This is a genomic window from Halomonas almeriensis (genome assembly GCF_030409235.1).
GTDB classification, from domain to species: Bacteria; Pseudomonadota; Gammaproteobacteria; order Pseudomonadales; family Halomonadaceae; genus Halomonas; species Halomonas almeriensis.
Genome location: NZ_JAUFPO010000009.1, coordinates 193,976 through 216,345 on the forward strand (window position 1 = coordinate 193,976; position 22,370 = coordinate 216,345).

Below are 22,370 nucleotides of genomic sequence, written 5' to 3' on the forward strand. Positions count from 1 at the left end.
CGGTACTGGGCCGAGCGGTTCGACGGCCATTATAGGAAGACGCCCCGGCGACCACCAGAGTGGATCCATGGCGACAGCCGTTTTGTGTCAAATTTGTCATTTATGGCTACTCTCGAATTACGGCGACGGCGAAGCCATTCGTCGCGGCGCAAGGAAGCGCAGAATATCCAAGTTGGCACGGGAGGCCCTGGCCGTGTTGAAACGCAATTCCGCTGCCTGTGGCAGGCTCGGCATCGATATCGGCCCCGACGCCGTTAAACTCGTCGAATTGTCGACGAGCCGGCGAGGGCGGGAGGTGCGAGGGCATGACGTGGCGCCGCTGCCTCGCGGCGCTGTCCACGAGGGGCGCATTCATGACGAGACGGCCGTTCTCGAAACCCTGTCAGGGGCCCTGGCGCGTGCTGGTGTGCGGGTCCAGTGTGCCAGTGTTGCCGTACCGGCAGAAGCCTCCATCATCAAGACCCTCCCGTTACCGGCTGCCCTGAACGAGGAGGAACTCGAGTGGCGTCTGCGACTCGATTCCGACCAGCACATTCCCTTTCCGTTCCCGCAGGTTGCCTTTGACTTTCAGTCGCTGGGGCCGCTCGACGACGATGCCGATCAGCAGGCCGTGCTGCTGGTCGCCTGTCATCGGCAGGTGGTTGAGCAGCGCGCCGAACTGCTGCGCCGGGCGGGTCTGAGGCCTGTGGCGGTGGATATCGAGACCTTTGCCATGGAGCGGGCGCTGACCCGCCTTGCGCCGGCCCGGCCGCCAACCGACGACACCTGTGCGCTGCTGGATATCGGCCGGGAAGCCGGCACCTTTCATGTGCTGCACCGCGGGCGCGCCGTCTATCGGCAGGACATCCCGTTGCCTTGGCCGGAAGGCGAGCCTATCGAAACCGGGGCGTCGGCCTGGCAGTCAGCGGATGTCGAGGCGCTGGCATCACAGCTGGCACGCGCCCTGCAACTCCATGCGTCCGCCGGCCTTTCGCCGCCTGTCGGCCTCCTGTGGCTGTCAGGAAGCATCAGTGGCCTGCGACAGCTGGCCGATGACCTGAGCGAGGCAATGGCCTTGCGGGTCGTCATGGCCGACCCGTTGCGGCCACTGGCCTGCCATGCCGGCGTTGACGACGAGGCCCTGCGGCAAGTTTCGCCGAGCCTGCTGGTCGCCTGCGGTCTTGCCCTGCGGGGTGACACATGACCATTGAGATCAATCTCCTGCCTTGGCGGGATGCCAGGCGCCAGGCCCGTCGTCGGCGCTGGCAGCGGATGCTGCTGGGTGCACTCTTGAGCGGGTTGCTGCTGGGAGTCGCCGCCGACCGCCACCAGGCGGCTCGCCTGGAGTCGCAGCGTGCCCGCCTGGCGCTGATCGAGCAGCACACGCAAGCGCTTCAGCCGGCTCTGGCGGAGCTTGCCGATGTGCAGGCCCGGGCGGGTCGGCTGGAGGCGCGCCTGGCGGTCCTCCACAGGCACCTGGGGCAGCAGGGCCGCATGCTGGAGTGGTTCAACGGTCTGGCCGAGACCCTGGTGACCGGGGTGGGCTATATCAGCCTGACCCAGCGGCAGCAACGCCTGACGCTGGAAGGGCAGGCCCTCAGCCATCAGCGGATTGCCGCGCAGCTCAAGGCCCTGGAGGCCTCGCCGGTGTGGCGGGCGCCATCCTTGTCGATGGTCGAGCCCGGTGCGGCGGGGTGGGATTTTCGCCTGAGGGTCCTGCTGGAGGAGTCGTCGCCATGAAAGCGGAGGATATTCGTCATGGTATCCGAAAGCTGGCGGGACATGAGCTGAGTATCCAGGCGGCGGCTGACTGGCCGCGTGGCGCTCAGTGGCTGTGCTGTCTGGCGCTGGTTTGCGTGGTGATCGCCCTCTGCTGGTGGGGTCTGGTGAGGCCCGACATGCGTGTGCTCGAGGTGGCTCGGCAGGAGGAAAGCGTGCGGCTGGAGGCGTATCGACGCCAGGTATCGCGGCTGGCTGAGCTGCCGTTGCAGCAAGCTCGGGTGGCGCGGTTGCAGGCGCGCCTTGCCCTGCTGGACGGGGCCTTTCCGGCCTCCCCTGGAATGGCGGCGCTGATCGATGCGCTGGGGGCCGCGGCGGCTCGCCACGGCGTCGAGTTGAGCGCCATGGAGCTTCAGCCGGTGCGTGAGGAGCCTCCTCTGCGGGTGCATCCTGTCTCGCTGAGTGTGAACGGGGAGTATCACGCTCTGGGGCGCTTTCTGGCCGATGTGGCCACCCGGGAGCGCCTGGTGACCCTGCATGAGGCTCGCCTCAGTCGTCGGGACAAGGGTCTGCGGCTCGGGCTGGAGGTCCGCGCCTATCAGCGGGTCACCACGCCGGCGGCGGGCACCTCCCGAGAGGAGGAGGACGCATGAAGATCTGGTGCATGGGATGTCTGTCGGTCGCCGTGACAGCGCTTCTTGCCGGCTGCGATGACGCGCACCTGACGGAACTGGATCAGCGCCTGGCGGACTGGCGTGTCGAGGCCTCGGCCGCGTCGCACCAGTGGGTTCCGGCAGGGATCCGGCCCCCACCACCGGCGTATCGACAGGGCGCGGCTCCGAGCCCCTTTGCCGCCCGGTCGGTGCCGGCATCGGAACCCAGCGGTGTAGCGGAGCAGGACGCTGCCCCCGAGGGGCATGTATTGCCACAAGCCTGGCGGCTACTCGGCACGCTGCAGGTGGGCGAACAGGCCTGGGCCCTGCTGAAGGGCCCCGCTGGCAAGGAGCATCTGGTGACGGCCGGTGACCGGGTTGCGGGCGCCAGAATCATGACCATCGAGGCGGCGCACCTGGAGTTGGCGCCGCGGCGCACTTCGCCCGACGACAGCGTACAGGGGACAGTGAAGCTGACGCTTGAGAACTGAGGCACGATCGACAGCAGGGAGGCGGCGATGAGGATTCGAACATGCAGGGGATGCTGCCGGCTGGCGTTGTGGGGCTGGCTGGGGCTCTGGGTGGCCGGGTCGTTGGCGGCCGATACGCCAGGGCCGGAGGTAGAGCCAGGGGGCGAGAAGGTGCCGCCCATCTCGCTGAATCTGCGTGATGTGTCGGTTCGCACGGCGCTGGCCACCATCGCCGATGTCACCGGGCTCAACCTGGTGGCCAGCGACGCGGTGTCCGGCCGGGTGACCCTGAACCTCGATGAGGTGCCCTGGCAGCGGGCGCTGTCATTGATCCTCGAGAGTCATGGCCTGACCAGCCGTCGCCGGGGTAATGTCATCATGGTGGCGCCGGCATCGGCGTCGGTCGAGGTGAACGACATGCCGACGCCCTCGTTGATCACCGAGCGGCTGCGCATCAAGTATGCCAGGGCCGAGGAGCTGGCCGCCATGTTGCGCGGCGAGGGTGGCGTCGGATTGCTGACCGAGCGCGGGCGCGTGGCCGTGGATGCTCGGACCAACAGCCTGCTGTTACAGGATACCGCGGAGCGGGTAGCTGCCGTCAGGCAGATGGTCGCCAGGCTCGATGTGCCCGTCCGCCAGGTGCGCATCGAGGCGCGCATCGTGATTGCCCGGGACTCGGTGGCGCGTCAACTGGGGGTCGCCTGGGGGCTTTCCGCCGCCGACCGCGGCGAACCGGGCGGCGTCAATGTGGCAGGAGCCTCCAGCGGCGTTGCCGAAAATGGCGGCCTGGCTGTGGACCTTGGCGATGCCGAGGCCCCCGGTACGCGCTTTGCCTTTGGCTATCTTTCCGGCGATGTGCTGCTGGATCTCGAGCTGAGAGCGCTGGAAAGCGAGGGCAAGAGCCGTATCGTGTCCCAGCCCAGCGTGATCACGGCCAATCGGCGTGAGGCCTTGATCAAGCAGGGAACGGAAATTCCCTATCAGGAAGCGACCTCCAGCGGGGCCACCAATGTGGCTTTCAAGGAAGCGGTACTGTCGCTGAAGGTGACGCCCCGGATCACGCCGGATGACCGCATCATAATGTCGCTGGTGCTCAATAATGACACCATCGCCCGGGAAACCTTCGGCGGAGCGCCGGCCATCGACACCAATCAGATTGCCACGCGGGTGCTGGTCAACGACGGTCAGACCGTGGTGCTGGGCGGTATCCTAACGACCCGCCAGATCAGTCAGTTGTTCAAGACGCCCCTGCTCGGCGACCTGCCCTGGGTGGGGGAGCTATTTCGCTATACCGAGAACAGCAGCGATAAGGTAGAGTTGCTGGTATTCATTACGCCTCGAATACTGATCGAAAATTTGGCGGCACCTTAATGTCAGTACTCCCCAACATCATTCTCGTCGGCCCCATGGGGGCCGGCAAAAGCACCATCGGTCGTCTCCTGGCGGCCGAGATATCGCGTGAATTCCTGGACAGCGATCACGAGATCCAGGCCCGCTGCGGAGCCGATATTCCGTGGATATTCGACGTGGAAGGCGAGGCCGGTTTTCGCGCTCGCGAGTCGCAGATGATCGCCGAGCTGGCGGGCCGCTCGGAGGTTGTCATCGCCACTGGTGGCGGTGCCGTGTTGCGCGAGGACAATCGACGTGTGCTGCGTGACAGCGGCAGTGTCATCTATCTGTATACCACCGTCAGCCAGCAGCTGCGACGCACCGCCAAGGACCGCAATCGCCCGCTCCTGCAGCGCGATGATCGGCGCCAGGTGCTCGAGCGGATGTTCGGCGAGCGGGACCCGCTCTACCGGGCGACCTCGGATATCGTGGTTCGCACTGACCGGCGCGGTCCGCGCTCCGTGGTGAGCGACATTCTGCGCCGCGTGCAGAGCCTGACCGATCCACTTCATTGCAAGGCCTGATGCCATGACTTCATCCGACGACGCCCTGACCACGCTGCCGGTCTCGCTGGGCGAGCGCAGCTACCCGATCCACATCGGCCCCGGCCTGCTGGGCGACCCGCAGTGGCTGGCGCCGCACCTGGCCGGGCGACAGGTGATGGTGGTGACCAACGACCGCGTGGCGCCCCTATATCTCGAGGCGCTGAAGCAGGGGCTTTCCGACGACCTGGACGTGCGCGAGGTCATCCTGCCGGATGGCGAGGCGACCAAGAGCCTGGCCAGCGTCGAACGGATCTGGGATGCCCTGCTCGCGGCCGGATTCAACCGGCGCTGCACCCTGATTGCCCTGGGGGGCGGGGTGATCGGCGACATGGCCGGCTATGCCGCGGCCAGCTATCAGCGTGGCGTGGCCTTCATCCAGGTGCCCACGACCCTGTTGGCGCAGGTGGACTCATCCGTGGGTGGCAAGACCGGGGTCAATCACCCGCGCGGTAAGAACATGATTGGCGCTTTCTGGCAGCCCCGGGCCGTGCTAATCGACACTGAAACCCTGACGACACTGCCGCCGCGTGAACTCTCGGCGGGGCTCGCCGAGGTCATCAAGTATGGCCTGATTCGTGATAGCGACTTTCTGGCCTGGCTGGAAGCCAGCATGGCGATGTTGCGGGGCCTCGATACGGCGACCCTAACCCTGGCCATCGAGCGGAGTTGTCGCCTAAAGGCCGAGATCGTCGCCGAGGATGAAACCGAGCAGAACGTGCGAGCCCTGCTCAACCTGGGGCACACCTTCGGGCATGCCATTGAAACCCATCAGGGCTATGGGCAGTGGTTGCATGGCGAAGCGGTCGGGGCCGGCATGCTGATGGCCAGTGAGCTGTCCCATCGGCTGGGCTGGCTCGACGCCTCCGATGTGGCCCGTGTCCGCCACCTCCTAGAGGCTGCTGACCTGCCGCTGGCGGCGCCGGGCGATATGCGGGCCGAGGATTTTCTGGCCCTCATGCGGCTCGACAAGAAGAATCTCGATGATCGCCTGCGCCTGATCCTGCTACGCCGGTTGGGCGACGCCTGCGTGCATGAAGCGACGCCGCCGGAGATGCTGGTGAGATTGCTCGAGGAATTTCCGCGAGCCTGATCGCTGACGCCAATCATCCGCTCACATGACGCCCGCGTTTCGAACGCGGGCGTCGTCGTCTGGGGCAGGTCAGCGTTCTGTTTGCGGTAATCTGTATGCCTTATGCTATATCGGCATGGGGGGAGCGGGTGTTTTAGACCAAAGTCTGGTGTCTTCCTGCCGGGGGCGAGCTGTTGTATGGCTGTTTTGCAAGCTATTGAGTTGTCGGGGCTTTTTTCTTGAATAATTGTGCAAGTCACGGATTTGGCGGATAAATCAGCCGGCCGGGCGTAGCTCGGGCGTTGCGTCCGGGGCGAGGGGTGGCTATTCTGGATTGCCTTTTGCCGCGCGATTCAACGGCTTTTTTCAGGCCATATGTAAAAAGAAAAAACCACCACAATAACACCTGACACTGTTATATAAAATACCTACCGTAGCTGAGGCGCGTCCATGAACCGAGGTCTCCACCAGCCCGACGAATTCCGTGACAACTGCGGGTTCGGTTTGATTGCCCACATGGAGGGGCAGGCAAGCCATGACCTGCTTAAGACGGCCATTGAATCCCTAACCTGCATGACCCATCGCGGCGGCATTGCTGCCGATGGCAAGACGGGGGATGGCTGCGGCCTTTTGTTGAAAATGCCCGATGCCTTCATGCGCGACATGGCCCGTGAGGTGCTGGGCGTCGAGCTGGGCGAGCGCTATGCCGTGGGTTCGGTGTTCCTGCCGGATGATGATGCGCGTGAAGCGCATTGCCGCGAGACTCTGGAAGGCGAACTCACCCGGCGCGGCCTGAAGGTACTGGGCTGGCGCGAGATGCCCGTGGACCCGAGCGTCTGCGGTCCCATGGCCCTGAAGTGCCTGCCGCGGATTCGTCAGCTCTTCGTCGAACCGGGGGATGTCGACGACGCGACCTTCGATGTCGAGCTGTTCATGGGGCGCCGCCATGCCGAGCAGGCATTGGCCGGGGATGCCGACTTCTATGTCAGCTCGCTGTCACCCAGGGTCGTGTCCTACAAGGGACTGGTCATGCCGGTGGACCTGCCGGCCTTCTATCCTGACCTGGGGGACGAGCGCCTGGAAACGGCGATCTGTGTCTTTCATCAGCGCTTCTCCACCAATACGGCGCCGCGCTGGCCGCTGGCCCAGCCGTTTCGCCTGCTGGCGCACAATGGCGAGATCAACACCATCCAGGCCAACCGCGGCTGGGCCAACTCGCGCAAGGAAAACTTCACCAGCGAGCGTCTGCCCGACATCGCCGAGCTCGACGAGATCGTCAATACCACGGGGTCGGATTCGTCGAGCATGGACAACATGCTGGAAGTGCTGCTAACCGGCGGCATGGATCTGCACCGCGCGGTGCGCATGATGGTGCCGCCGGCCTGGCAGAACGTCGAGATGATGGACGGCGACCTGCGCGCTTTTTATGAATACAACTCCATGCACGCCGAGCCCTGGGATGGGCCGGCGGGCGTGGTCATGACCGATGGCCGCCAGGCGCTGTGCATGCTCGACCGCAACGGCCTGCGACCGGCGCGCTGGGTCATTACGCGCAATGGCTATATCACCCTGGCCTCGGAAATCGGCACCTATGATTACCGACCCGAGGACGTGGTCGCCAAGGGCCGGGTCGGCCCCGGTCAGGTGCTGGCGGTGGATACCGAGACCGGCGAGGTGCTGCACACCCGCGACATCGACGAGCGTCTCAAGTCGGCCTATCCCTACAAGCGCTGGCTCAAGCAGGAAGCCAACTACCTGGAGTCGGCACTCACCGAACTGGCGCGCTTCCAGAACATGGACGCCGATCGACTGGCCGTGCAGCAGAAGATGTTTCAGGTCAGCTTCGAGGAGCGCGATCAGGTGCTGCGCCCGCTGGCCGAGAGCGGTCAGGAAGGCGTTGGCTCCATGGGGGATGACACCCCGATGGCCGTGCTGTCGCGCAAGCAGCGCTTGCTGACCGATTATTTCCGCCAGAAGTTTGCCCAGGTTACCAACCCGGCGATCGACCCGCTGCGCGAGGCCATCGTGATGTCGCTGGAAAGCTGCATCGGTGCCGAACTGAATGTGTTTCGTTCGACCCCGGAGCATGCCCATCGGCTGATCCTGACCACACCGGTACTGTCGCCGCGCAAGTTCACGGCGCTGGTCAGCCAGGAAGACCCCGCCTTCGCCAGCCTGACCCTGCCGCTGGCCTATGACCCTCAGCACACTAGTCTCAAGGGGGCGCTGCAGGCGCTGTGTGCCCGAGCGGAAGAAGCGGCTCGCGGCGACAGCGTGCTGCTGGTGCTGTCGGATGCCGAGCTCGAGCAGGGGCAACTGCCGATCCAGGCCGCACTGGCCGTCGGCGCAGTGCACCATCACCTGAACCGCAAGGCGTTGCGCCCGCGGGTCAACCTGATCGTCGAGACCGGCTATGCCCGCGATGCTCACCAGATGGCCGTGCTGTTCGGTGTGGGCGCCACGGCGGTCTACCCCTGGCTGGCCTATCAGGTCATGGCCGACATGCATCGCACCGGCGAGCTGGTCGGCAATCCGGCGGATGCCCGCGAGAACTATCGCAAGGGTTTGCAGAAGGGGCTGTTCAAGATTCTCTCCAAGATGGGCATCTCGACCCTGGCCTCCTACCGCGGCTCTCAGCTGTTCGAGGCGGTGGGCCTGGCCTCCGAGGTCATGGAACTGTGCTTCGACGGCATGGCGTCGCGTATCGAAGGCACCGGCTTCGCCGAGCTGCAGCTTCAGCAGGAACTGCTGGCCAGGGATGCCTGGAAGCCGCGCAAGCAGATCGCCCAGGGTGGCCTGATGAAGTATGTGCATGGCCACGAGTACCATGCCTACAACCCGGACGTGATCAAGGCGCTGCAGGAAGCGGTCCAGGAAGGCAGCTATACCAAGTGGAAGAAGTTTGCCTCCCTGGTCAACGAACGCGATCCGGCGACCATTCGTGACCTGCTTAGGCTCAAGCCCGCCGAGACGGCCCTGCCGCTCGAGGAGGTGGAGCCGGTCGAAGACCTGCTGCCGCGCTTTGACAGCGCCGGCATGTCGCTCGGCGCCCTGTCACCGGAAGCCCATGAGTCGCTGGCCCAGGCCATGAACGAGACCGGCGGGCGCTCCAACTCCGGTGAAGGGGGGGAGGATCCGGCACGCTACGGCACCATTCGCAGTTCCAAGATCAAGCAGATCGCCTCGGGACGTTTCGGCGTCACGCCGGCCTATCTGGCCAACGCCGAGGTCCTGCAGATCAAGGTGGCCCAGGGCGCCAAGCCCGGGGAGGGCGGCCAGTTACCGGGGGGCAAGGTCAACGGCCTGATCGCGCGCCTGCGCTATGCGGTGCCCGGCGTGACACTGATTTCCCCGCCGCCGCACCATGACATCTATTCCATCGAGGACCTGGCCCAGCTGATCTTCGACCTCAAGCAGGTCAACCCGGATGCCCAGGTCTCGGTCAAGCTGGTCTCGGAGCCCGGCATCGGCACCATCGCCACCGGGGTCGCCAAGGCCTATGCCGATTTGATCACGGTTTCCGGCTACGATGGCGGTACGGCGGCCAGTCCGCTGACCTCGATCAAGCATGCCGGCAGCCCCTGGGAGCTCGGCCTGCCCGAGGTACACCAGGCACTGCGCCTCAATGGCCTGCGCGACAAGATTCGCCTGCAGACCGATGGCGGCCTGAAGACCGGCCTGGACGTGATCAAGGCGGCCATTCTGGGCGCCGAGAGCTTCGGCTTCGGCACGGCCCCGATGGTGGCGCTGGGCTGCAAGTACCTGCGCATCTGCCACCTCAACAACTGTGCCACCGGGGTTGCCACCCAGCATCAGGCGCTGCGCGACGAGCATTTCCGCGGCACGGTGGACATGGTCAAGCACTACTTCCGTTTCATTGCCGAGGAAGTGCGTGAGCTCATGGCCATGCTGGGGGTTCGCCAGCTGACCGATCTGATCGGGCGTACCGATCTGCTCGAGATCCTGGAAGGCACCACGGCGTCGCAGCGCGGGCTGGACCTGTCGCCACTGATGACCAACGACTTCGTGCCGGCCGAGGCACCGCAGTTCTGCCGCGTGAATCGCAATGTGCCCCACGACCCGGGGGCCAAGAACCAGGAATTGTTGGCGGCGCTGAAGACGGCCATCGAGACCAAGACAGGCGGTGAGTTCGACTTCGCCATCACCAACTGTGACCGCAGCGTGGGGGCTCTGGTCTCGGGTGCCATCGCCAAGCGCCATGGCGAGCCCGGCCTCGAAGAGGCGCCACTGACGGTGCGTTTCCGCGGCGTGGCCGGCCAGAGCTTTGGCGTCTGGAATGCTCGGGGGCTGCACCTCTATCTGGAAGGCGATGCCAACGACTATGTCGGCAAGGGCATGAACGGTGGTCGTGTGGTGGTCGTGCCGCCTCGCGAGAGCCATTTCGAGAGTCACCGGACGGCCATCATCGGTAATACCTGTCTGTATGGTGCCACCGGCGGCAAGCTGTTTGCCTCCGGCATGGCCGGCGAGCGCTTCGGGGTGCGCAACTCGGGTGCCCATGCGGTCATTGAGGGCGCTGGCGACCACTGCTGCGAGTACATGACCGGCGGTGTGGTGGCGGTGCTCGGCGAGACCGGCATCAACTTCGGTGCCGGCATGACCGGCGGCTTTGCCTATGTCTACGACGAGGATCGCACCTTCGTCGACAAGTACAACCACGAACTGGTGGAGATTCACCGGGTCAACATCGAGGCCATGGAGGCCCATCGTCGACACCTGAGGGAAGTCATCGAGGAGTTCGTCGCGGAAACCGGCTCGCAGCGCGGCCGCGACATGCTCGAGGATTTCAGCGACTACATCCGTCATTTCTGGCTGGTGAAGCCCAAGGCGGCGAGCCTTGCCAGCCTGCTGGATCAGTCCCGGCGCCAACCGGAATGACATCGGCGCATCGATCAGGTTCGTTCCCCAGGAGCACAGAACATGGCTAACCGTCTGCACAACGATTTTCAGTTCATCGACGTCGGGCGTCAGGACCCCGATAAGAAGCCGGCGCGCACGCGAGCGAAACAGTTCGCCGAGATCTACGAGCCCTATCAGCCGCAGGATGCCGCGGCCCAGGCGCATCGCTGCCTGCACTGCGGCAATCCCTACTGCGAGTGGAAGTGCCCGGTGCACAACTATATTCCCAACTGGCTGCAGCTGGTCAGCGAGGGCAATATCCTGGAAGCCGCCGAGATGTCGCACCGCACCAACTCGCTGCCGGAGGTCTGCGGCCGCGTCTGCCCTCAGGACCGCCTCTGCGAGGGCGACTGCACCCTCAACGACGGCTTCGGCGCGGTGACCATCGGCTCGGTGGAGAAATACATCACCGACACCGCCTTCGCCATGGGCTGGCGCCCGGATATGTCCAAGGTGTCCTGGACCGACAAGCGCGTGGCGATCATCGGGGCCGGCCCGGCCGGACTCGGCTGCGCCGACATCCTGGTGCGCAGCGGCGTCAAGGCCGTGGTGTACGACAAATACCCCGAGATCGGCGGCCTGCTGACCTTCGGTATCCCCGAGTTCAAGCTCGAGAAGACGGTCATGGAACGTCGCCGGGCGGTCTTCGAGGAAATGGGCGTGGAGTTCCGCCTCGGCGTCGATGTCGGCAAGGACCTGGCCTTCGATGAGCTGCTCGACGAGTACGACTCGGTCTTTCTGGGCATGGGCACCTACAAGTACATGGAAGGCGGCTTCCCCGGGGAAGACCTGCCCGGTGTGCACAAGGCGCTCGACTACCTGGTCGCCAACGTCAATCACTGCCTGGGCTTCGAGACCGACCCGGCCGACTATGTCTCCCTCGCCGGGCAGCGGGTGGTGGTGCTGGGCGGTGGCGACACCGCCATGGACTGCAACCGCACGGCGATTCGCCAGGGGGCCGCCGCGGTGACCTGCGCCTATCGGCGGGACGAAGAGAACATGCCGGGATCACGCAAGGAGGTGGCCAACGCCCGCGAGGAAGGCGTCGACTTCCTGTTCAACCGCCAGCCGGTAGCGGTGGTCGGCGAGGAGCGTGTCGAAGGCATCAAGGTGGTACGTACCCGTCTGGGCGAGCCTGACGAGAACGGCCGCCAGCGTCCCGAGGTGGTACCCGGCTCCGAGGAGGTCGTGCCCGCCGATGCCGTGGTCATCGCCTTCGGCTTCCAGCCGAACCCGCCCCCCTGGTTCGAAAGCGTTGGCATCGAGCTCGACGACAAGGGCCGGGTCAAGGCGCCGGAAGAGGGCGCCTACGCCTTCCAGACCACCAACCAGAAGATCTTCGCCGGTGGGGACATGGTGCGTGGCTCCGATCTGGTGGTAACGGCGGTGTTCGAGGGACGCCAGGCCGGCGAAGGCATTCTCGATTATCTGGATGTGTGACGCGCGGTTGGCGACGAGCTGCGAGCTACGAGCTGCGAGCTGCGAGGTAAGAGGTAAGAGGGAAGAGGGAAGAGGTAAGATGCAGTCCGCCAAGCGTGTCGTGGGTCGAACTCTGACTCGGGACAATGCATTGGGGCCCGGGGACTAGTCGAAGAGGAGGTCCGACGCCATGGATGGCGTCGGTAGCCTACAGGGAAGTATTCATGGCGCCTCCTCGCAGACTTGTCGACGGGCCACTCCGCTGTGAATCGCCTCGATGTGGCCAGTCGCCAAAATTGAGCGGGCGGTCCGGATCTGCTAGTCTGTCGTCCCATCCTGGCGCGGCTTTCTGCCGGGCCTACCGATCACGTTTCGACAGGTTCTCCATGACACGATATATCTTCGTGACCGGCGGCGTTGTGTCCTCTCTCGGCAAGGGCATCGCGTCTGCTTCGCTGGCGGCGATTCTCGAGGCCCGCGGTCTCAAGGTCACCATGCTCAAGCTCGATCCCTACATCAATGTGGATCCCGGCACCATGAGCCCCTTTCAGCATGGTGAGGTCTTCGTCACCGAGGATGGCGCCGAGACCGACCTCGATCTGGGGCATTACGAGCGCTTCATCCGCACCAAGATGACCCAGGGCAACAACTTCACCACCGGGCGTGTCTACGAACACGTGCTGCGCAAGGAACGCCGCGGCGACTACCTGGGGGGCACCGTTCAGGTCATCCCGCACATTACCGACGAGATCAAGCGTCGGGTCTACGAAGGCGGCAAGGGCTTCGATGTGGCGCTGGTCGAGATCGGCGGCACGGTGGGTGATATCGAATCGCTGCCGTTTCTCGAATCGATTCGCCAGATCCGCAGCGAACAGGGCGCCAGCAAGGCCATCTTCATGCACCTGACGCTGGTGCCCTACATCCAGACGGCCGGCGAGACCAAGACCAAGCCCACACAGCACAGCGTCAAGGAACTGCGCTCCATCGGCATCCAGCCGGATATCCTGATCTGTCGCAGCGAAGTCGAGCTCGAGGAAAGTGAACGCCGCAAGATCGCGCTGTTCACCAATGTCGAGGAGCGGGCCGTGGTGCCGCTGCAGGATGCCGATACCATCTATCGCATTCCGCTGATGCTGCACGAGCATGGCCTGGACGACATCGTATGCGACAAGCTGCGCCTCGAACCCGGCGAGGCCAGGCTCGACGAGTGGATCCGCGTCCTCGATGCCAAGCTCAATCCGCTCAAGTCGATCAATATCGCCATGGTCGGCAAGTACATGGAGCTGCTCGACGCCTACAAGTCGCTTAATGAAGCCCTGATTCACGCCGGCATCCAGTCGCGTATCAAGGTCAATATCGATCACATCGACTCCGAAGACATCGAACACCATGGCCCCGAGCGGCTGGCCGGCAAGGATGCCATCCTGGTGCCGGGAGGCTTCGGCGAACGCGGGGTCGAGGGCAAGATCGCCGCGGCTCGCTTCGCCCGCGAGAAAAGGATTCCCTACCTGGGCATCTGCCTCGGCATGCAGGTCGCCGTCATCGAGTTCGCCCGCCACATGGCCGGCTGGGAAGACGCCAACTCCACCGAGTTCACGCGTGACACCCAGCACCCGGTGGTCGGCCTGATCACCGAGTGGATCAGCCCGGAAGGCCATATCGAGCTGCGCGACGAGGCCTCCGACCTCGGCGGGACCATGCGCCTCGGCGGCCAGGTCTGCCGTCTGGCGCCGAATACCCGTGCCCGCGAGGCCTATGGCGACGACGAGATCGTCGAGCGGCACCGTCACCGCTTCGAGGTCAACAACCAGTTCGTCGAGGACCTGGAAAAGGCCGGTCTGGTGGTCTCGGGCAAGAGTGTCGATGGCTCTCTGGTCGAGATGGTCGAGCTCCCGGACCACCCCTGGTTCGTGGCCTGCCAGTTCCACCCGGAGTTCACCTCGACCCCGCGTGACGGCCACCCGCTGTTCACCGGCTTCGTTAACGCGGCGCTGGAGCACAAGGCGGCCAGAACCCGCGCACATTCCACGCCTCAGGAGTAGTGGCCATGGCCGACCCCGAACGCCTCATTGAACTGGCCGGCCTTCGGGTCGGCAATTCCCTGCCGCTGGCCCTGTTCGGTGGCATGAATGTGCTGGAGTCGCGGGAGATGGCCATCGAGGTGGCCGACGCCTATGTGCAGGCCACCGCGAAGTTGGGTATCCCCTATGTCTTCAAGGCCAGCTTCGACAAGGCCAACCGCAGCTCCATCCATTCCTTCCGGGGCCCGGGCATGGAAAAGGGCGTCGAGATGCTCGCCGAGATCAAGGCGCGTTTCGGGGTGCCGGTGATCACCGACGTGCACGAGCCCTGGCAGGCCGCGCCGGTGGCCGAGGTCGCCGATGTCATCCAGCTCCCGGCCTTTCTGGCTCGCCAGACCGACCTGGTCGTGGCCATGGCCGAGACCGGGGCCGTGATCAATATCAAGAAGCCGCAATTCCTGGCCCCCCATGAAATGCGCCATATCATCGCCAAGTGTCGCGAGGCGGGAAACGACCGTCTGATTCTCTGCGAGCGGGGCTCCAGCTTCGGTTACAACAACCTGGTGGTCGACATGCTCGGTTTCGGCGACATGAAACAGACCGGCCATCCCTTGTTGTTCGACGTCACCCACGCGCTGCAGCGCCCCGGCGGCCGGGCCGACAGCGCCGACGGGCGCCGCGCCCAGGTTGCCGAGCTTGCCCGCGCCGGCGTGGCCGTGGGGCTGGCGGGACTCTTTCTCGAGGCCCACCCCGATCCGGACAATGCCAAGTGTGACGGCCCCTGTGCCCTGCCCCTGAACCGGCTGGAGCCTTTCCTGGCACAGCTCAAGGCGCTGGATGATCTGGTGAAGGGGTTTGACCCGCTGCGCATAGACTGATTTCTTCAACGCTGACCGACTCGAAAAAGGATGACAGGACCCATGACCAAGATCGTCGATATTCGCGCCCTCGAGGTGCTTGATTCTCGTGGCAACCCGACCGTGCACGCCGAGGTCCAGCTGGAAAGCGGTGCTCGCGGAGAAGCCTGTGCGCCCAGCGGGGCCTCCACCGGCTCGCGTGAAGCCCTCGAGCTGCGTGATGGGGACAAGTCGCGCTATCTCGGCAAGGGCGTCACCAGGGCCGTCTCAGCGGTCAACGGGCCGATCCGCGAGCGCCTGACCGGCATGGACGCCAGCGATCAGCGTGGCCTGGACAACGCCATGCTCGAGCTGGACGGCACCGACAACAAGGCGAGCCTGGGCGCCAACGCGATTCTCGCGGTGTCGCTGGCCGCCGCCAAGGCCGCCGCCAGTGACCGGGACGTGCCGTTGTATGCCCACATCGCCGAGCTGTATGGCACGCCGGCACAGTTCAGCATGCCGGTGCCGATGATGAACATCCTCAACGGCGGTGAACATGCCGACAACAATGTCGATATTCAGGAGTTCATGATCCAGCCCGTGGGCGCCGACAGCTTCCAGGAAGCGCTGCGCATGGGGGCCGAGGTCTTCCACGCCCTCAAGAAGGTACTGGCGGGTCGGGGGTTGTCCACCGCCGTTGGTGACGAGGGCGGTTTCGCGCCGAACCTGGATTCCAATGTCGAGGCGCTGGCGGTGATCAAGCAGGCCGTGGCGGATGCCGGCTACGAGCTGGGGCGCGATATCACCCTGGCCCTGGACTGTGCCGCCAGCGAATTCTACCGCGACGGCCAGTACGTGCTCTCCGGCGAGGGCAAGTCCCATGATGCCGCCGGCTTTGTCGATTACCTGGCCGAGCTGTGTGACCAGTATCCGGTGGTGTCCGTCGAGGATGGCATGGACGAGTCCGACTGGGATGGCTGGAAGGCGCTGACCGACCGCCTGGGCGATCGCGTGCAGCTGGTCGGCGATGACCTGTTCGTGACCAACACGCGCATTCTCAAGCGGGGTGTCGACGAAGGCATCGGTAACTCCATTCTCATCAAGTTCAACCAGATCGGCTCGCTCTCCGAGACCCTGGACGCCATCCGCATGGCTCAGGACGCCGGGTTCACGGCCGTGATCTCGCATCGCAGCGGCGAGACCGAGGACACCACCATTGCCGACCTGGCCGTGGGCACCAGTGCCGGTCAGATCAAGACAGGCTCACTGTGTCGCAGTGACCGGGTGGCCAAGTACAACCGCCTGCTGGTCATCGAGCATGATCTGGGTTCGCGCGCCGCCTATCCCGGCCGTGGGGCGATCAAGGGTCAGTAAGGCGTTTCGCCGACAATTGCCCGTCGTTTTGTAGGAGATTGCCTACACGCAAGCGACGAGATTGACCCGATAAATCCTCGGAAGACTGGCGTTCATGACGTCAGTCTTTTTTATGCAATTGACTTAAAAGGAGTTTTTTGCAGGTCGTGATTTCCGGCTGTGCTCGGCATTGGTGATCGTCAAGTTGTGTAGTTGTGCAGCCGTGCCACAATGCACTCGGGACAAGGGAGAGCCAGGCTCTTCCGGCAGGATGCTACGGGATGCATCTCGAGTGCGCGCGGTGTGACAGGACGTCGCCTCCGTGCAGGGACAACACTCAGGACGTGAGCGAAAGGAATCGCTCAAGGACGAGCTAGGAGCGGGCGGCCTTAGGGCCGCCTTTTTTGTGGCTGGCCATCGGCCAGGCGGGCCGGGCAAGGGCCGGATACAGACGCGCCGGATGCCTCGCGACATCCGGCGCGTTTCTATCGATGGCTTTCGCTGGGCGCCGTCTTCAGCGCTCCAGATGCTCCAGTTTGCCGGTCTTGCCGTCCCACTGTTCGGCATCTTCCGGCGGATCCTGCTTCTCGGTGATGTTCGGCCAAGTCTCGGCGAGTTCGGCATTGATCTCGATGAACTGCTCCTGCCCCTCGGGCAGCTCGTCCTCCGAGTAGATGGCCTCGGCGGGGCACTCCGGTTCACACAGGGCGCAGTCGATGCACTCGTCAGGATGGATCACCAGGAAATTGGGGCCTTCGTAGAAGCAGTCCACCGGGCAGACCTCGACACAGTCGGTGTACTTGCACTTGATGCAGTTTTCGGTGACGACGAATGTCATCTCTGTCTCCCTTCCTCGGGCCGAGGGTGTGCCGCGGCCAATCGGTCACTTGTGATGATGTTTGGTTATAAAAAAGATATATCTTATAATATCTTTATGCTTTGGCTCCATTCTAGTCGTGCCGCCTTGCCGACCGCAAGACAGCTAGAGCCTTTCCTTCCAGTGATACAGCCACTCCAGCGCCTGCCTGGGCGTCATGTTGTCGACGCCCAGTGAGCCCAGACTTTCCACCATGGGGTGGGGGGCGCTGGCAAAGAGATCGGCCTGCTGAGGGCTGTTCGTCGAGGTGCCGTGGGTCCCGGATGTCCGGTCGCGCTGCCCCTGGTCGATTTCCTGCTGTTCCAGCACCGCCAGCTTCTCCCGCGCGCGGGCAATGACGTCCTGTGGCACGCCCGCCAGCTGGGCGACCTGCAGGCCGTAACTCTGACTGGCCGGGCCGTCCTCCACGCGATGCATGAAGACGATGCCGTCCTGATGCTCGGTGGCGGTCAGATGCACATTGGCCACGCCCTCGACCTGCTCGGCGAGTGCCGTCATCTCGAAGTAGTGGGTGGCGAACAGCGTGAAGGCCTGGCTGCGGGTCAACTGCTCGGCACTGGCCCAGGCCAGCGACAGGCCGTCGAAAGTGCTGGTGCCGCGGCCGATTTCGTCCATCAGCACTAGGCTATGGTCGGTGGCGTTGTGCAGGATGTTGGCGGTCTCGGTCATCTCGACCATGAAGGTCGAGCGCCCCCCGGCCAGATCATCCGAGGAGCCGATGCGCGTGAAGATGCGGTCCACCGGCCCGACCGAGGCGGCATCGGCGGGCACGAAGCTGCCGGTGTGTGCCAGTAGGGTAATCAGCGCGGCCTGGCGCATGTAAGTCGACTTGCCGCCCATGTTAGGACCAGTGATCACCAGCATGCGCCGCTCGTCGTCCATGCGCAGGTCGTTGGGCACGAAGGGCGCGTCGCTGACCTGCTCGACCACCGGGTGCCGGCCGCCCCGGATGTCCAGCCCTGGCGCCTCGGGCAGCTCGGGTTGCACGAAATCGAGGGCCCGGGCGCGCTCGGCCAGGGTGGCCAGCACGTCCAGGGCGGCGAGCGCCTGGCCGGTGGCCTGCAGTGTCGCCAGTTCGGCGTTGAGATCATCAAGCAGGCTGTCGTAAAGCAGCTTTTCGCGTGCCAGGGCGCGGGACTTGGCGGACAGGGCCTTGTCCTCGAACTCCTTGAGCTCGGGGATGATGAAGCGCTCGGCGTTTTTCAACGTCTGGCGGCGGATGTAGTCCACCGGCGCCTCCTGGGCCTGGGCGCGGGGGAGCTCGATGAAATAGCCGTGCACGCGGTTGTAGCCGACCTTGAGGCCGGGCAGGCCGGTACGTTCGCGCTCACGGGTCTCGAGCTCGATCAGGTAGTCGCCGGCATGCTCGGCCAGTCCGCGGTGCTCATCGAGCTCGGCGTCGAAGCCCTCGGCGATGACGCCGCCATCGCGAATCACCACCGGCGGGTTGTCGACCAGGGCGCGACTCAGGGTGTCGGACAGCGTCGGGTAGGGGTGAATGCGGTGCTTCAGATCATCGAGCGCGGTGCCCGTGGCGAAGCGCGCGAGCTCGGCCTCGAGCTCCGGCAGCGCATTCAGCGCATCGCGTAGCCTGGCCAGATCGCGTGGCCGCGCACTGTAGAGGGCCACGCGAGCCAGAATGCGTTCCACGTCGCCGATGGCCTTGAGGATGGTGCGTGGAGCCTCATGGGCATCGCCATCCAGAAGCAACGCCACCGCTGCCTGGCGGCCGGCCACCCGGGCGCGATCGCGCAGCGGGCGGTTCAGCCAGCGCTTGAGCAGTCGCGAGCCCATGGCCGTGGTGGTGGTGTCGAGCACACTGGCCAGGGTGTTGTCGTGGCCACCCCCGAGATTGACGCCGATCTCCAGATTGCGGCGGCTGGCCGCGTCGATCACCACCGCGTCGTCACGGTTCTCCACGCCGATGGCCGTGACATGGGGCAATGGCGAGCGCTGCGTGTCGCGGGCATAGTCGACCAACACCCCGGCGGCGGTGATGGCGGCCTCCAGGTGGGCACAGCCGAAGCCCTTGAGATCCTGAACGGCAAACTGGTCACAGAGGGTGCGGTTGGCGCTTTCCAGGTCAAATAGCCAGTCGCTCTCGCGGCGCAGACCCTGATGAGTGGCCAGTTCCGGCGGCAGACTTAGGCTCTCGGCAACCAGCAGTTCCGCCGGATCGAGTCGCGTGATCTCGGCCAGGGCCTCGCTCTCGCTGTCGACCTCGAGCACGCTGAAGCGGCCACTGGAGAGCTCCAGCCAGGCCAGCCCCCAGTGCTCTCCCGTGGCGTTCAGGGCAACCACCAGGTTGTCGCGACGGGCATCCAGCAAGGCCTCGTCATACAGGGTGCCGGGTGTGACGATACGCACCACCTGGCGCTCCACCGGCCCCTTGGCGGTGTTCGGGTCGCCCATCTGCTCGCAGATCGCGACCGATTCGCCGGCAGCGACCAGGCGCGCCAGATAGCCTTCGGCGCTGTGGTAGGGGACGCCCGCCATGGGGATCGGTTGCCCGGCCGACTGACCCCGCTGGGTCAGGGTGATGTCGAGGATGCCGGCGGCGCGTCGGGCGTCGTCGTAAAACAGCTCGTAGAAATCGCCCATACGGTAGAAGAGCAGCACGTCGGGGTGTTCGCGCTTGATCTTCAGGTACTGGGCCATCATCGGGGTATGAGAGGTGCTGGCCTTGGACATGGGCTTCCTTGACGGGCAGGTCGGATTGAGGCGACACGGGCATTGGTATTACCGCGGGGGATGTCATGCATGTCGCAGTCAAACCCAGTATTCTACGCTCAAGGAAGTGCGGCGTCAGGGGCCTGTGTTGCCCCGTCGCCCATCACCTACTCAGCGGGAGAACCGATCATGGCTTTGCATGCCGAAAGCGCCGAGCCCCTGGATGCCGAGCGTCTGGCCGAACGCCTGGGGGTATTATGTCGACAGCGGCGCATCCTGGTGAGCGCCGCGGAGTCCTGCACCGGTGGCGGCGTGTCCAGCGCCATCACGGCGATTGCCGGCAGCTCCGAGTATTTCGAGACAGGCTATGTGACCTATTCGAACGGCGCCAAGCAACGCCTGCTGGGCGTTGACGAGTCGCTGCTGACGACCCATGGCGCGGTCAGTCGCCCTGTGGTTGAGGCCATGGTGGCCGGCGCCTGTGCCGACAGCGGTGCTGACCTGACGGTGGCCATCAGCGGAGTGGCTGGCCCTGCGGGGGGCACGCCGGAAAAGCCTGTAGGGACCGTCTGGCTGGCCTGGGGCAATCAATGGCAATGCTCGGCCGAATGCCTGCACCTCACCGGCGATCGCGAGGCGGTCCGTCAGGCCGCGGTCAAGGAGGCACTGGCCGGTCTGGTGCGCTGGTTGTCGGCCGACGACTAAAGCGTCGCCCGGGGGCTGGTCGAGACGTGTTTTTTTCGCCATAATACTGTTCAATCATACAGTAAAGAGCAGGGCGCTCTTTCCTGCTGACACCGATGTTTCGCTATCGCTTAGGAGGCCTTCATGGCTCAGGACGAGAACCGTTCCAAGGCGCTGGATGCCGCGCTTTCGCAGATCGAGCGCCAGTTCGGCAAGGGAACCGTGATGCGGCTGGGCGACACGCCGCGTGTGGTCATGCCCTCGGTATCCACCGGCTCGCTGGGCCTGGATATTGCGCTGGGTATCGGCGGTCTGCCCTACGGCCGGGTGGTCGAGATCTTCGGCCCGGAATCCTCGGGCAAGACGACACTGACGCTGTCCGTCATTGCCGAGGCGCAGAAGCAGGGCAAGACCTGTGCCTTCATCGATGCCGAGCATGCGCTGGACCCGAGTTATGCCGAAAAACTCGGCGTCAACCTGGATGACCTGCTGGTCTCGCAGCCTGATACCGGCGAACAGGCCCTGGAAATCTGCGACATGCTGGTGCGTTCGGGCGGTGTCGACCTGATCATCATCGACTCGGTGGCGGCGCTGACCCCGCGGGCCGAGATCGAGGGCGAGATGGGCGACTCGCATGTGGGCCTTCAGGCCCGCCTGATGTCCCAGGCGCTGCGCAAGATCACCGGTCACATGAAGAATGCCAACTGCTCGGTGGTCTTCATCAACCAGATCCGCATGAAGATCGGCGTGATGTTCGGCAGCCCCGAGACCACCACCGGCGGCAATGCCCTGAAGTTCTATTCCAGCGTGCGCCTGGACATCCGGCGTACCGGCTCGGTGAAGCAGGGCGACGAAGTGACCGGCAACGAGACCCGCGTCAAGGTGGTCAAGAACAAGGTGGCGCCGCCCTTCCGTCAGGCGGAGTTCCAGATTCTCTATGGCAAGGGGATCTATCACGCCGGTGAAGTGGTCGATCTCGGCGTGCAGTGCGGCCTGGTCAGCAAGGCGGGTGCCTGGTACAGCTATCAGGGCAACAAGATCGGCCAGGGCAAGGCCAATGCGGCACAGTACCTCGAGGACAACCCGGCGGTCATGGAAGAGATCGAGTCACAGATCCGTGGTCAGCTGCTGGCGGCTCCGGAGCCGCGCGAGGAAGACCCGGAAGAGGCGTCTTCCGGTGAAGCCGGTGAGCACGAGGACGGCGTGCTCTGATCGATGACCGCAACGCCCGACAGCTCGCCCCGGGATGACGCCATCCGACTGCTGGCGAGACGCGAGTATGGCCGTCAGGAACTGCGACAGCGCCTGGCGGCCAAGGGTCATGAACCGGACCAAGTGGAAGCCTGCCTGGACGAGCTGGAAGAGCAGGGGCTGCAGTCGGATCAGCGCTTTGCCGAGAGCTTTCTGCGCTCGCGGGTGGCGCGCGGCCAGGGCCCCGTCAAGGTGCGAGCCGAGCTGGGCCAGCGTGGCATCGACGATGCTACCCAGGCCCAGGCATTCGACGAAGTGGCCGATGAAGTCGACTGGTACGAGCTCGCCGCGGCAGTGCTGGCCCGGCGCTTTTCGGGGCCCGGCGACAGCCCGCGTGAACGAGCCCGTCGCGAGCGCTTCCTCGCCGGCAGAGGCTTCGATTTCGACCAGCTTCGTCATGCCATGACGCATGCCTGGGACACCCCCTGACCCGCCTGTCTGTCCTGCACACCCTGTCGTGGGCGGATGACTGCGCTATAATGTCTCCCTTTGCCAAGAAAGCCCGGCTCGAC

17 protein-coding genes are annotated in these 22,370 nt (G+C 64.8%); 15 read left to right on the plus strand and 2 right to left on the minus strand.

Going from position 1 to position 22,370, the window contains the following annotated elements:
* The first annotated feature begins 193 nt into the window (after nucleotides 1-193).
* From pilM to eno, 12 genes are all read left to right on the plus strand, one after another.
* A complete protein-coding gene (gene pilM / locus QWY74_RS07755) occupies nucleotides 194-1,183 on the plus strand; it encodes a type IV pilus biogenesis protein PilM (RefSeq protein WP_290314088.1) in 990 nt (329 codons plus the stop codon).
* Nucleotides 1,180-1,719, plus strand: a complete 540-nt coding sequence (locus QWY74_RS07760; RefSeq protein ID WP_264824233.1) for a PilN domain-containing protein — start codon at nucleotides 1,180-1,182, stop codon at nucleotides 1,717-1,719. Before pilM ends, QWY74_RS07760 begins: the two co-directional genes overlap by 4 nt.
* Nucleotides 1,716-2,351, plus strand: a complete 636-nt coding sequence (locus tag QWY74_RS07765; protein ID WP_264824232.1) for a type IV pilus inner membrane component PilO — start codon at nucleotides 1,716-1,718, stop codon at nucleotides 2,349-2,351. The genes QWY74_RS07760 and QWY74_RS07765 overlap by 4 nt, the downstream gene beginning before the upstream one ends.
* A complete protein-coding gene (locus tag QWY74_RS07770) occupies nucleotides 2,348-2,842 on the plus strand; it encodes a pilus assembly protein PilP (RefSeq protein ID WP_264824231.1) in 495 nt (164 codons plus the stop codon). The genes QWY74_RS07765 and QWY74_RS07770 overlap by 4 nt, the downstream gene beginning before the upstream one ends.
* A gap of 27 nt (nucleotides 2,843-2,869) precedes the next feature.
* Nucleotides 2,870-4,192, plus strand: coding sequence for a type IV pilus secretin PilQ (locus tag QWY74_RS07775; protein WP_353960321.1), 1,323 nt, complete (start codon nucleotides 2,870-2,872; stop codon nucleotides 4,190-4,192).
* Nucleotides 4,192-4,734 (plus strand): shikimate kinase AroK, encoded by a 543-nt coding sequence (aroK, locus tag QWY74_RS07780; RefSeq protein WP_264824230.1) that lies wholly within the window; start codon nucleotides 4,192-4,194, stop codon nucleotides 4,732-4,734. The genes QWY74_RS07775 and aroK overlap by 1 nt, the downstream gene beginning before the upstream one ends.
* Before the next feature lie 4 nt (nucleotides 4,735-4,738).
* Nucleotides 4,739-5,845 carry a 3-dehydroquinate synthase gene (gene aroB / locus QWY74_RS07785; protein ID WP_290314091.1) on the plus strand — a complete coding sequence of 369 codons (1,107 nt, stop codon included), beginning with the start codon at nucleotides 4,739-4,741 and terminating at the stop codon, nucleotides 5,843-5,845.
* Nucleotides 5,846-6,274: 429 nt separating this feature from the next.
* Nucleotides 6,275-10,723, plus strand: coding sequence for a glutamate synthase large subunit (gene gltB, locus QWY74_RS07790; RefSeq protein WP_290314093.1), 4,449 nt, complete (start codon nucleotides 6,275-6,277; stop codon nucleotides 10,721-10,723).
* A gap of 42 nt (nucleotides 10,724-10,765) precedes the next feature.
* Nucleotides 10,766-12,184: an FAD-dependent oxidoreductase gene (locus tag QWY74_RS07795; protein ID WP_264824227.1), complete on the plus strand. Its 1,419-nt coding sequence runs from the start codon at nucleotides 10,766-10,768 to the stop codon at nucleotides 12,182-12,184.
* Nucleotides 12,185-12,549: 365 nt separating this feature from the next.
* Nucleotides 12,550-14,205, plus strand: a complete 1,656-nt coding sequence (pyrG, locus tag QWY74_RS07800; protein WP_264824226.1) for a CTP synthase — start codon at nucleotides 12,550-12,552, stop codon at nucleotides 14,203-14,205.
* Nucleotides 14,206-14,210: 5 nt separating this feature from the next.
* Nucleotides 14,211-15,062 (plus strand): 3-deoxy-8-phosphooctulonate synthase, encoded by an 852-nt coding sequence (gene kdsA / locus QWY74_RS07805; RefSeq protein WP_264824225.1) that lies wholly within the window; start codon nucleotides 14,211-14,213, stop codon nucleotides 15,060-15,062.
* Nucleotides 15,063-15,104: 42 nt separating this feature from the next.
* Nucleotides 15,105-16,397, plus strand: a complete 1,293-nt coding sequence (gene eno / locus QWY74_RS07810) for a phosphopyruvate hydratase (protein WP_264824224.1) — start codon at nucleotides 15,105-15,107, stop codon at nucleotides 16,395-16,397.
* Between the two features lie 493 nt (nucleotides 16,398-16,890).
* On the opposite strand, the gene fdxA is transcribed toward eno, so the two are convergent.
* Entirely contained in the window at nucleotides 16,891-17,214 is a 324-nt protein-coding gene (gene fdxA, locus QWY74_RS07815) for a ferredoxin FdxA (protein WP_264824223.1), read from the minus strand.
* Nucleotides 17,215-17,358: 144 nt separating this feature from the next.
* Nucleotides 17,359-19,944, minus strand: coding sequence for a DNA mismatch repair protein MutS (mutS, locus tag QWY74_RS07820; RefSeq protein WP_264824222.1), 2,586 nt, complete (start codon nucleotides 19,942-19,944; stop codon nucleotides 17,359-17,361).
* Between the two features lie 168 nt (nucleotides 19,945-20,112).
* On the opposite strand from mutS, the gene QWY74_RS07825 reads away from it, so the two are divergent.
* From QWY74_RS07825 to QWY74_RS07835, 3 genes are all read left to right on the plus strand, one after another.
* Entirely contained in the window at nucleotides 20,113-20,628 is a 516-nt protein-coding gene (locus QWY74_RS07825) for a CinA family protein (protein WP_290314095.1), read from the plus strand.
* A gap of 123 nt (nucleotides 20,629-20,751) precedes the next feature.
* Complete coding sequence (gene recA, locus QWY74_RS07830) at nucleotides 20,752-21,819, plus strand: recombinase RecA (protein ID WP_264824220.1); 1,068 nt, start codon at nucleotides 20,752-20,754, stop codon at nucleotides 21,817-21,819.
* Between the two features lie 3 nt (nucleotides 21,820-21,822).
* The gene (locus QWY74_RS07835; protein WP_264824219.1) at nucleotides 21,823-22,287 is read left to right on the plus strand and encodes a regulatory protein RecX; all 465 of its coding nucleotides are present in this window, start codon (nucleotides 21,823-21,825) and stop codon (nucleotides 22,285-22,287) included.
* Nucleotides 22,288-22,370 lie beyond the last annotated feature (83 nt).

Excerpts from the sequence above, each read along its gene's own strand:
- QWY74_RS07760 (WP_264824233.1), top strand. The coding sequence starts at position 1,180 with ATGACCATTGAGATCAATCTCCTGCCTTGGCGGGATGCCAGGCGCCAG.
- QWY74_RS07765 (WP_264824232.1), top strand. The coding sequence starts at position 1,716 with ATGAAAGCGGAGGATATTCGTCATGGTATCCGAAAGCTGGCGGGACAT.
- QWY74_RS07770 (WP_264824231.1), top strand. The coding sequence starts at position 2,348 with ATGAAGATCTGGTGCATGGGATGTCTGTCGGTCGCCGTGACAGCGCTT.
- QWY74_RS07775 (WP_353960321.1), top strand. The coding sequence starts at position 2,870 with ATGAGGATTCGAACATGCAGGGGATGCTGCCGGCTGGCGTTGTGGGGC.
- aroK (WP_264824230.1), top strand. The coding sequence starts at position 4,192 with ATGTCAGTACTCCCCAACATCATTCTCGTCGGCCCCATGGGGGCCGGC.
- aroB (WP_290314091.1), top strand. The coding sequence starts at position 4,739 with ATGACTTCATCCGACGACGCCCTGACCACGCTGCCGGTCTCGCTGGGC.
- gltB (WP_290314093.1), top strand. The coding sequence starts at position 6,275 with ATGAACCGAGGTCTCCACCAGCCCGACGAATTCCGTGACAACTGCGGG.
- QWY74_RS07795 (WP_264824227.1), top strand. The coding sequence starts at position 10,766 with ATGGCTAACCGTCTGCACAACGATTTTCAGTTCATCGACGTCGGGCGT.
- pyrG (WP_264824226.1), top strand. The coding sequence starts at position 12,550 with ATGACACGATATATCTTCGTGACCGGCGGCGTTGTGTCCTCTCTCGGC.
- kdsA (WP_264824225.1), top strand. The coding sequence starts at position 14,211 with ATGGCCGACCCCGAACGCCTCATTGAACTGGCCGGCCTTCGGGTCGGC.
- eno (WP_264824224.1), top strand. The coding sequence starts at position 15,105 with ATGACCAAGATCGTCGATATTCGCGCCCTCGAGGTGCTTGATTCTCGT.
- fdxA (WP_264824223.1), bottom strand. The coding sequence starts at position 17,214 with ATGACATTCGTCGTCACCGAAAACTGCATCAAGTGCAAGTACACCGAC.
- mutS (WP_264824222.1), bottom strand. The coding sequence starts at position 19,944 with ATGTCCAAGGCCAGCACCTCTCATACCCCGATGATGGCCCAGTACCTG.
- QWY74_RS07825 (WP_290314095.1), top strand. The coding sequence starts at position 20,113 with ATGGCTTTGCATGCCGAAAGCGCCGAGCCCCTGGATGCCGAGCGTCTG.
- recA (WP_264824220.1), top strand. The coding sequence starts at position 20,752 with ATGGCTCAGGACGAGAACCGTTCCAAGGCGCTGGATGCCGCGCTTTCG.
- QWY74_RS07835 (WP_264824219.1), top strand. The coding sequence starts at position 21,823 with ATGACCGCAACGCCCGACAGCTCGCCCCGGGATGACGCCATCCGACTG.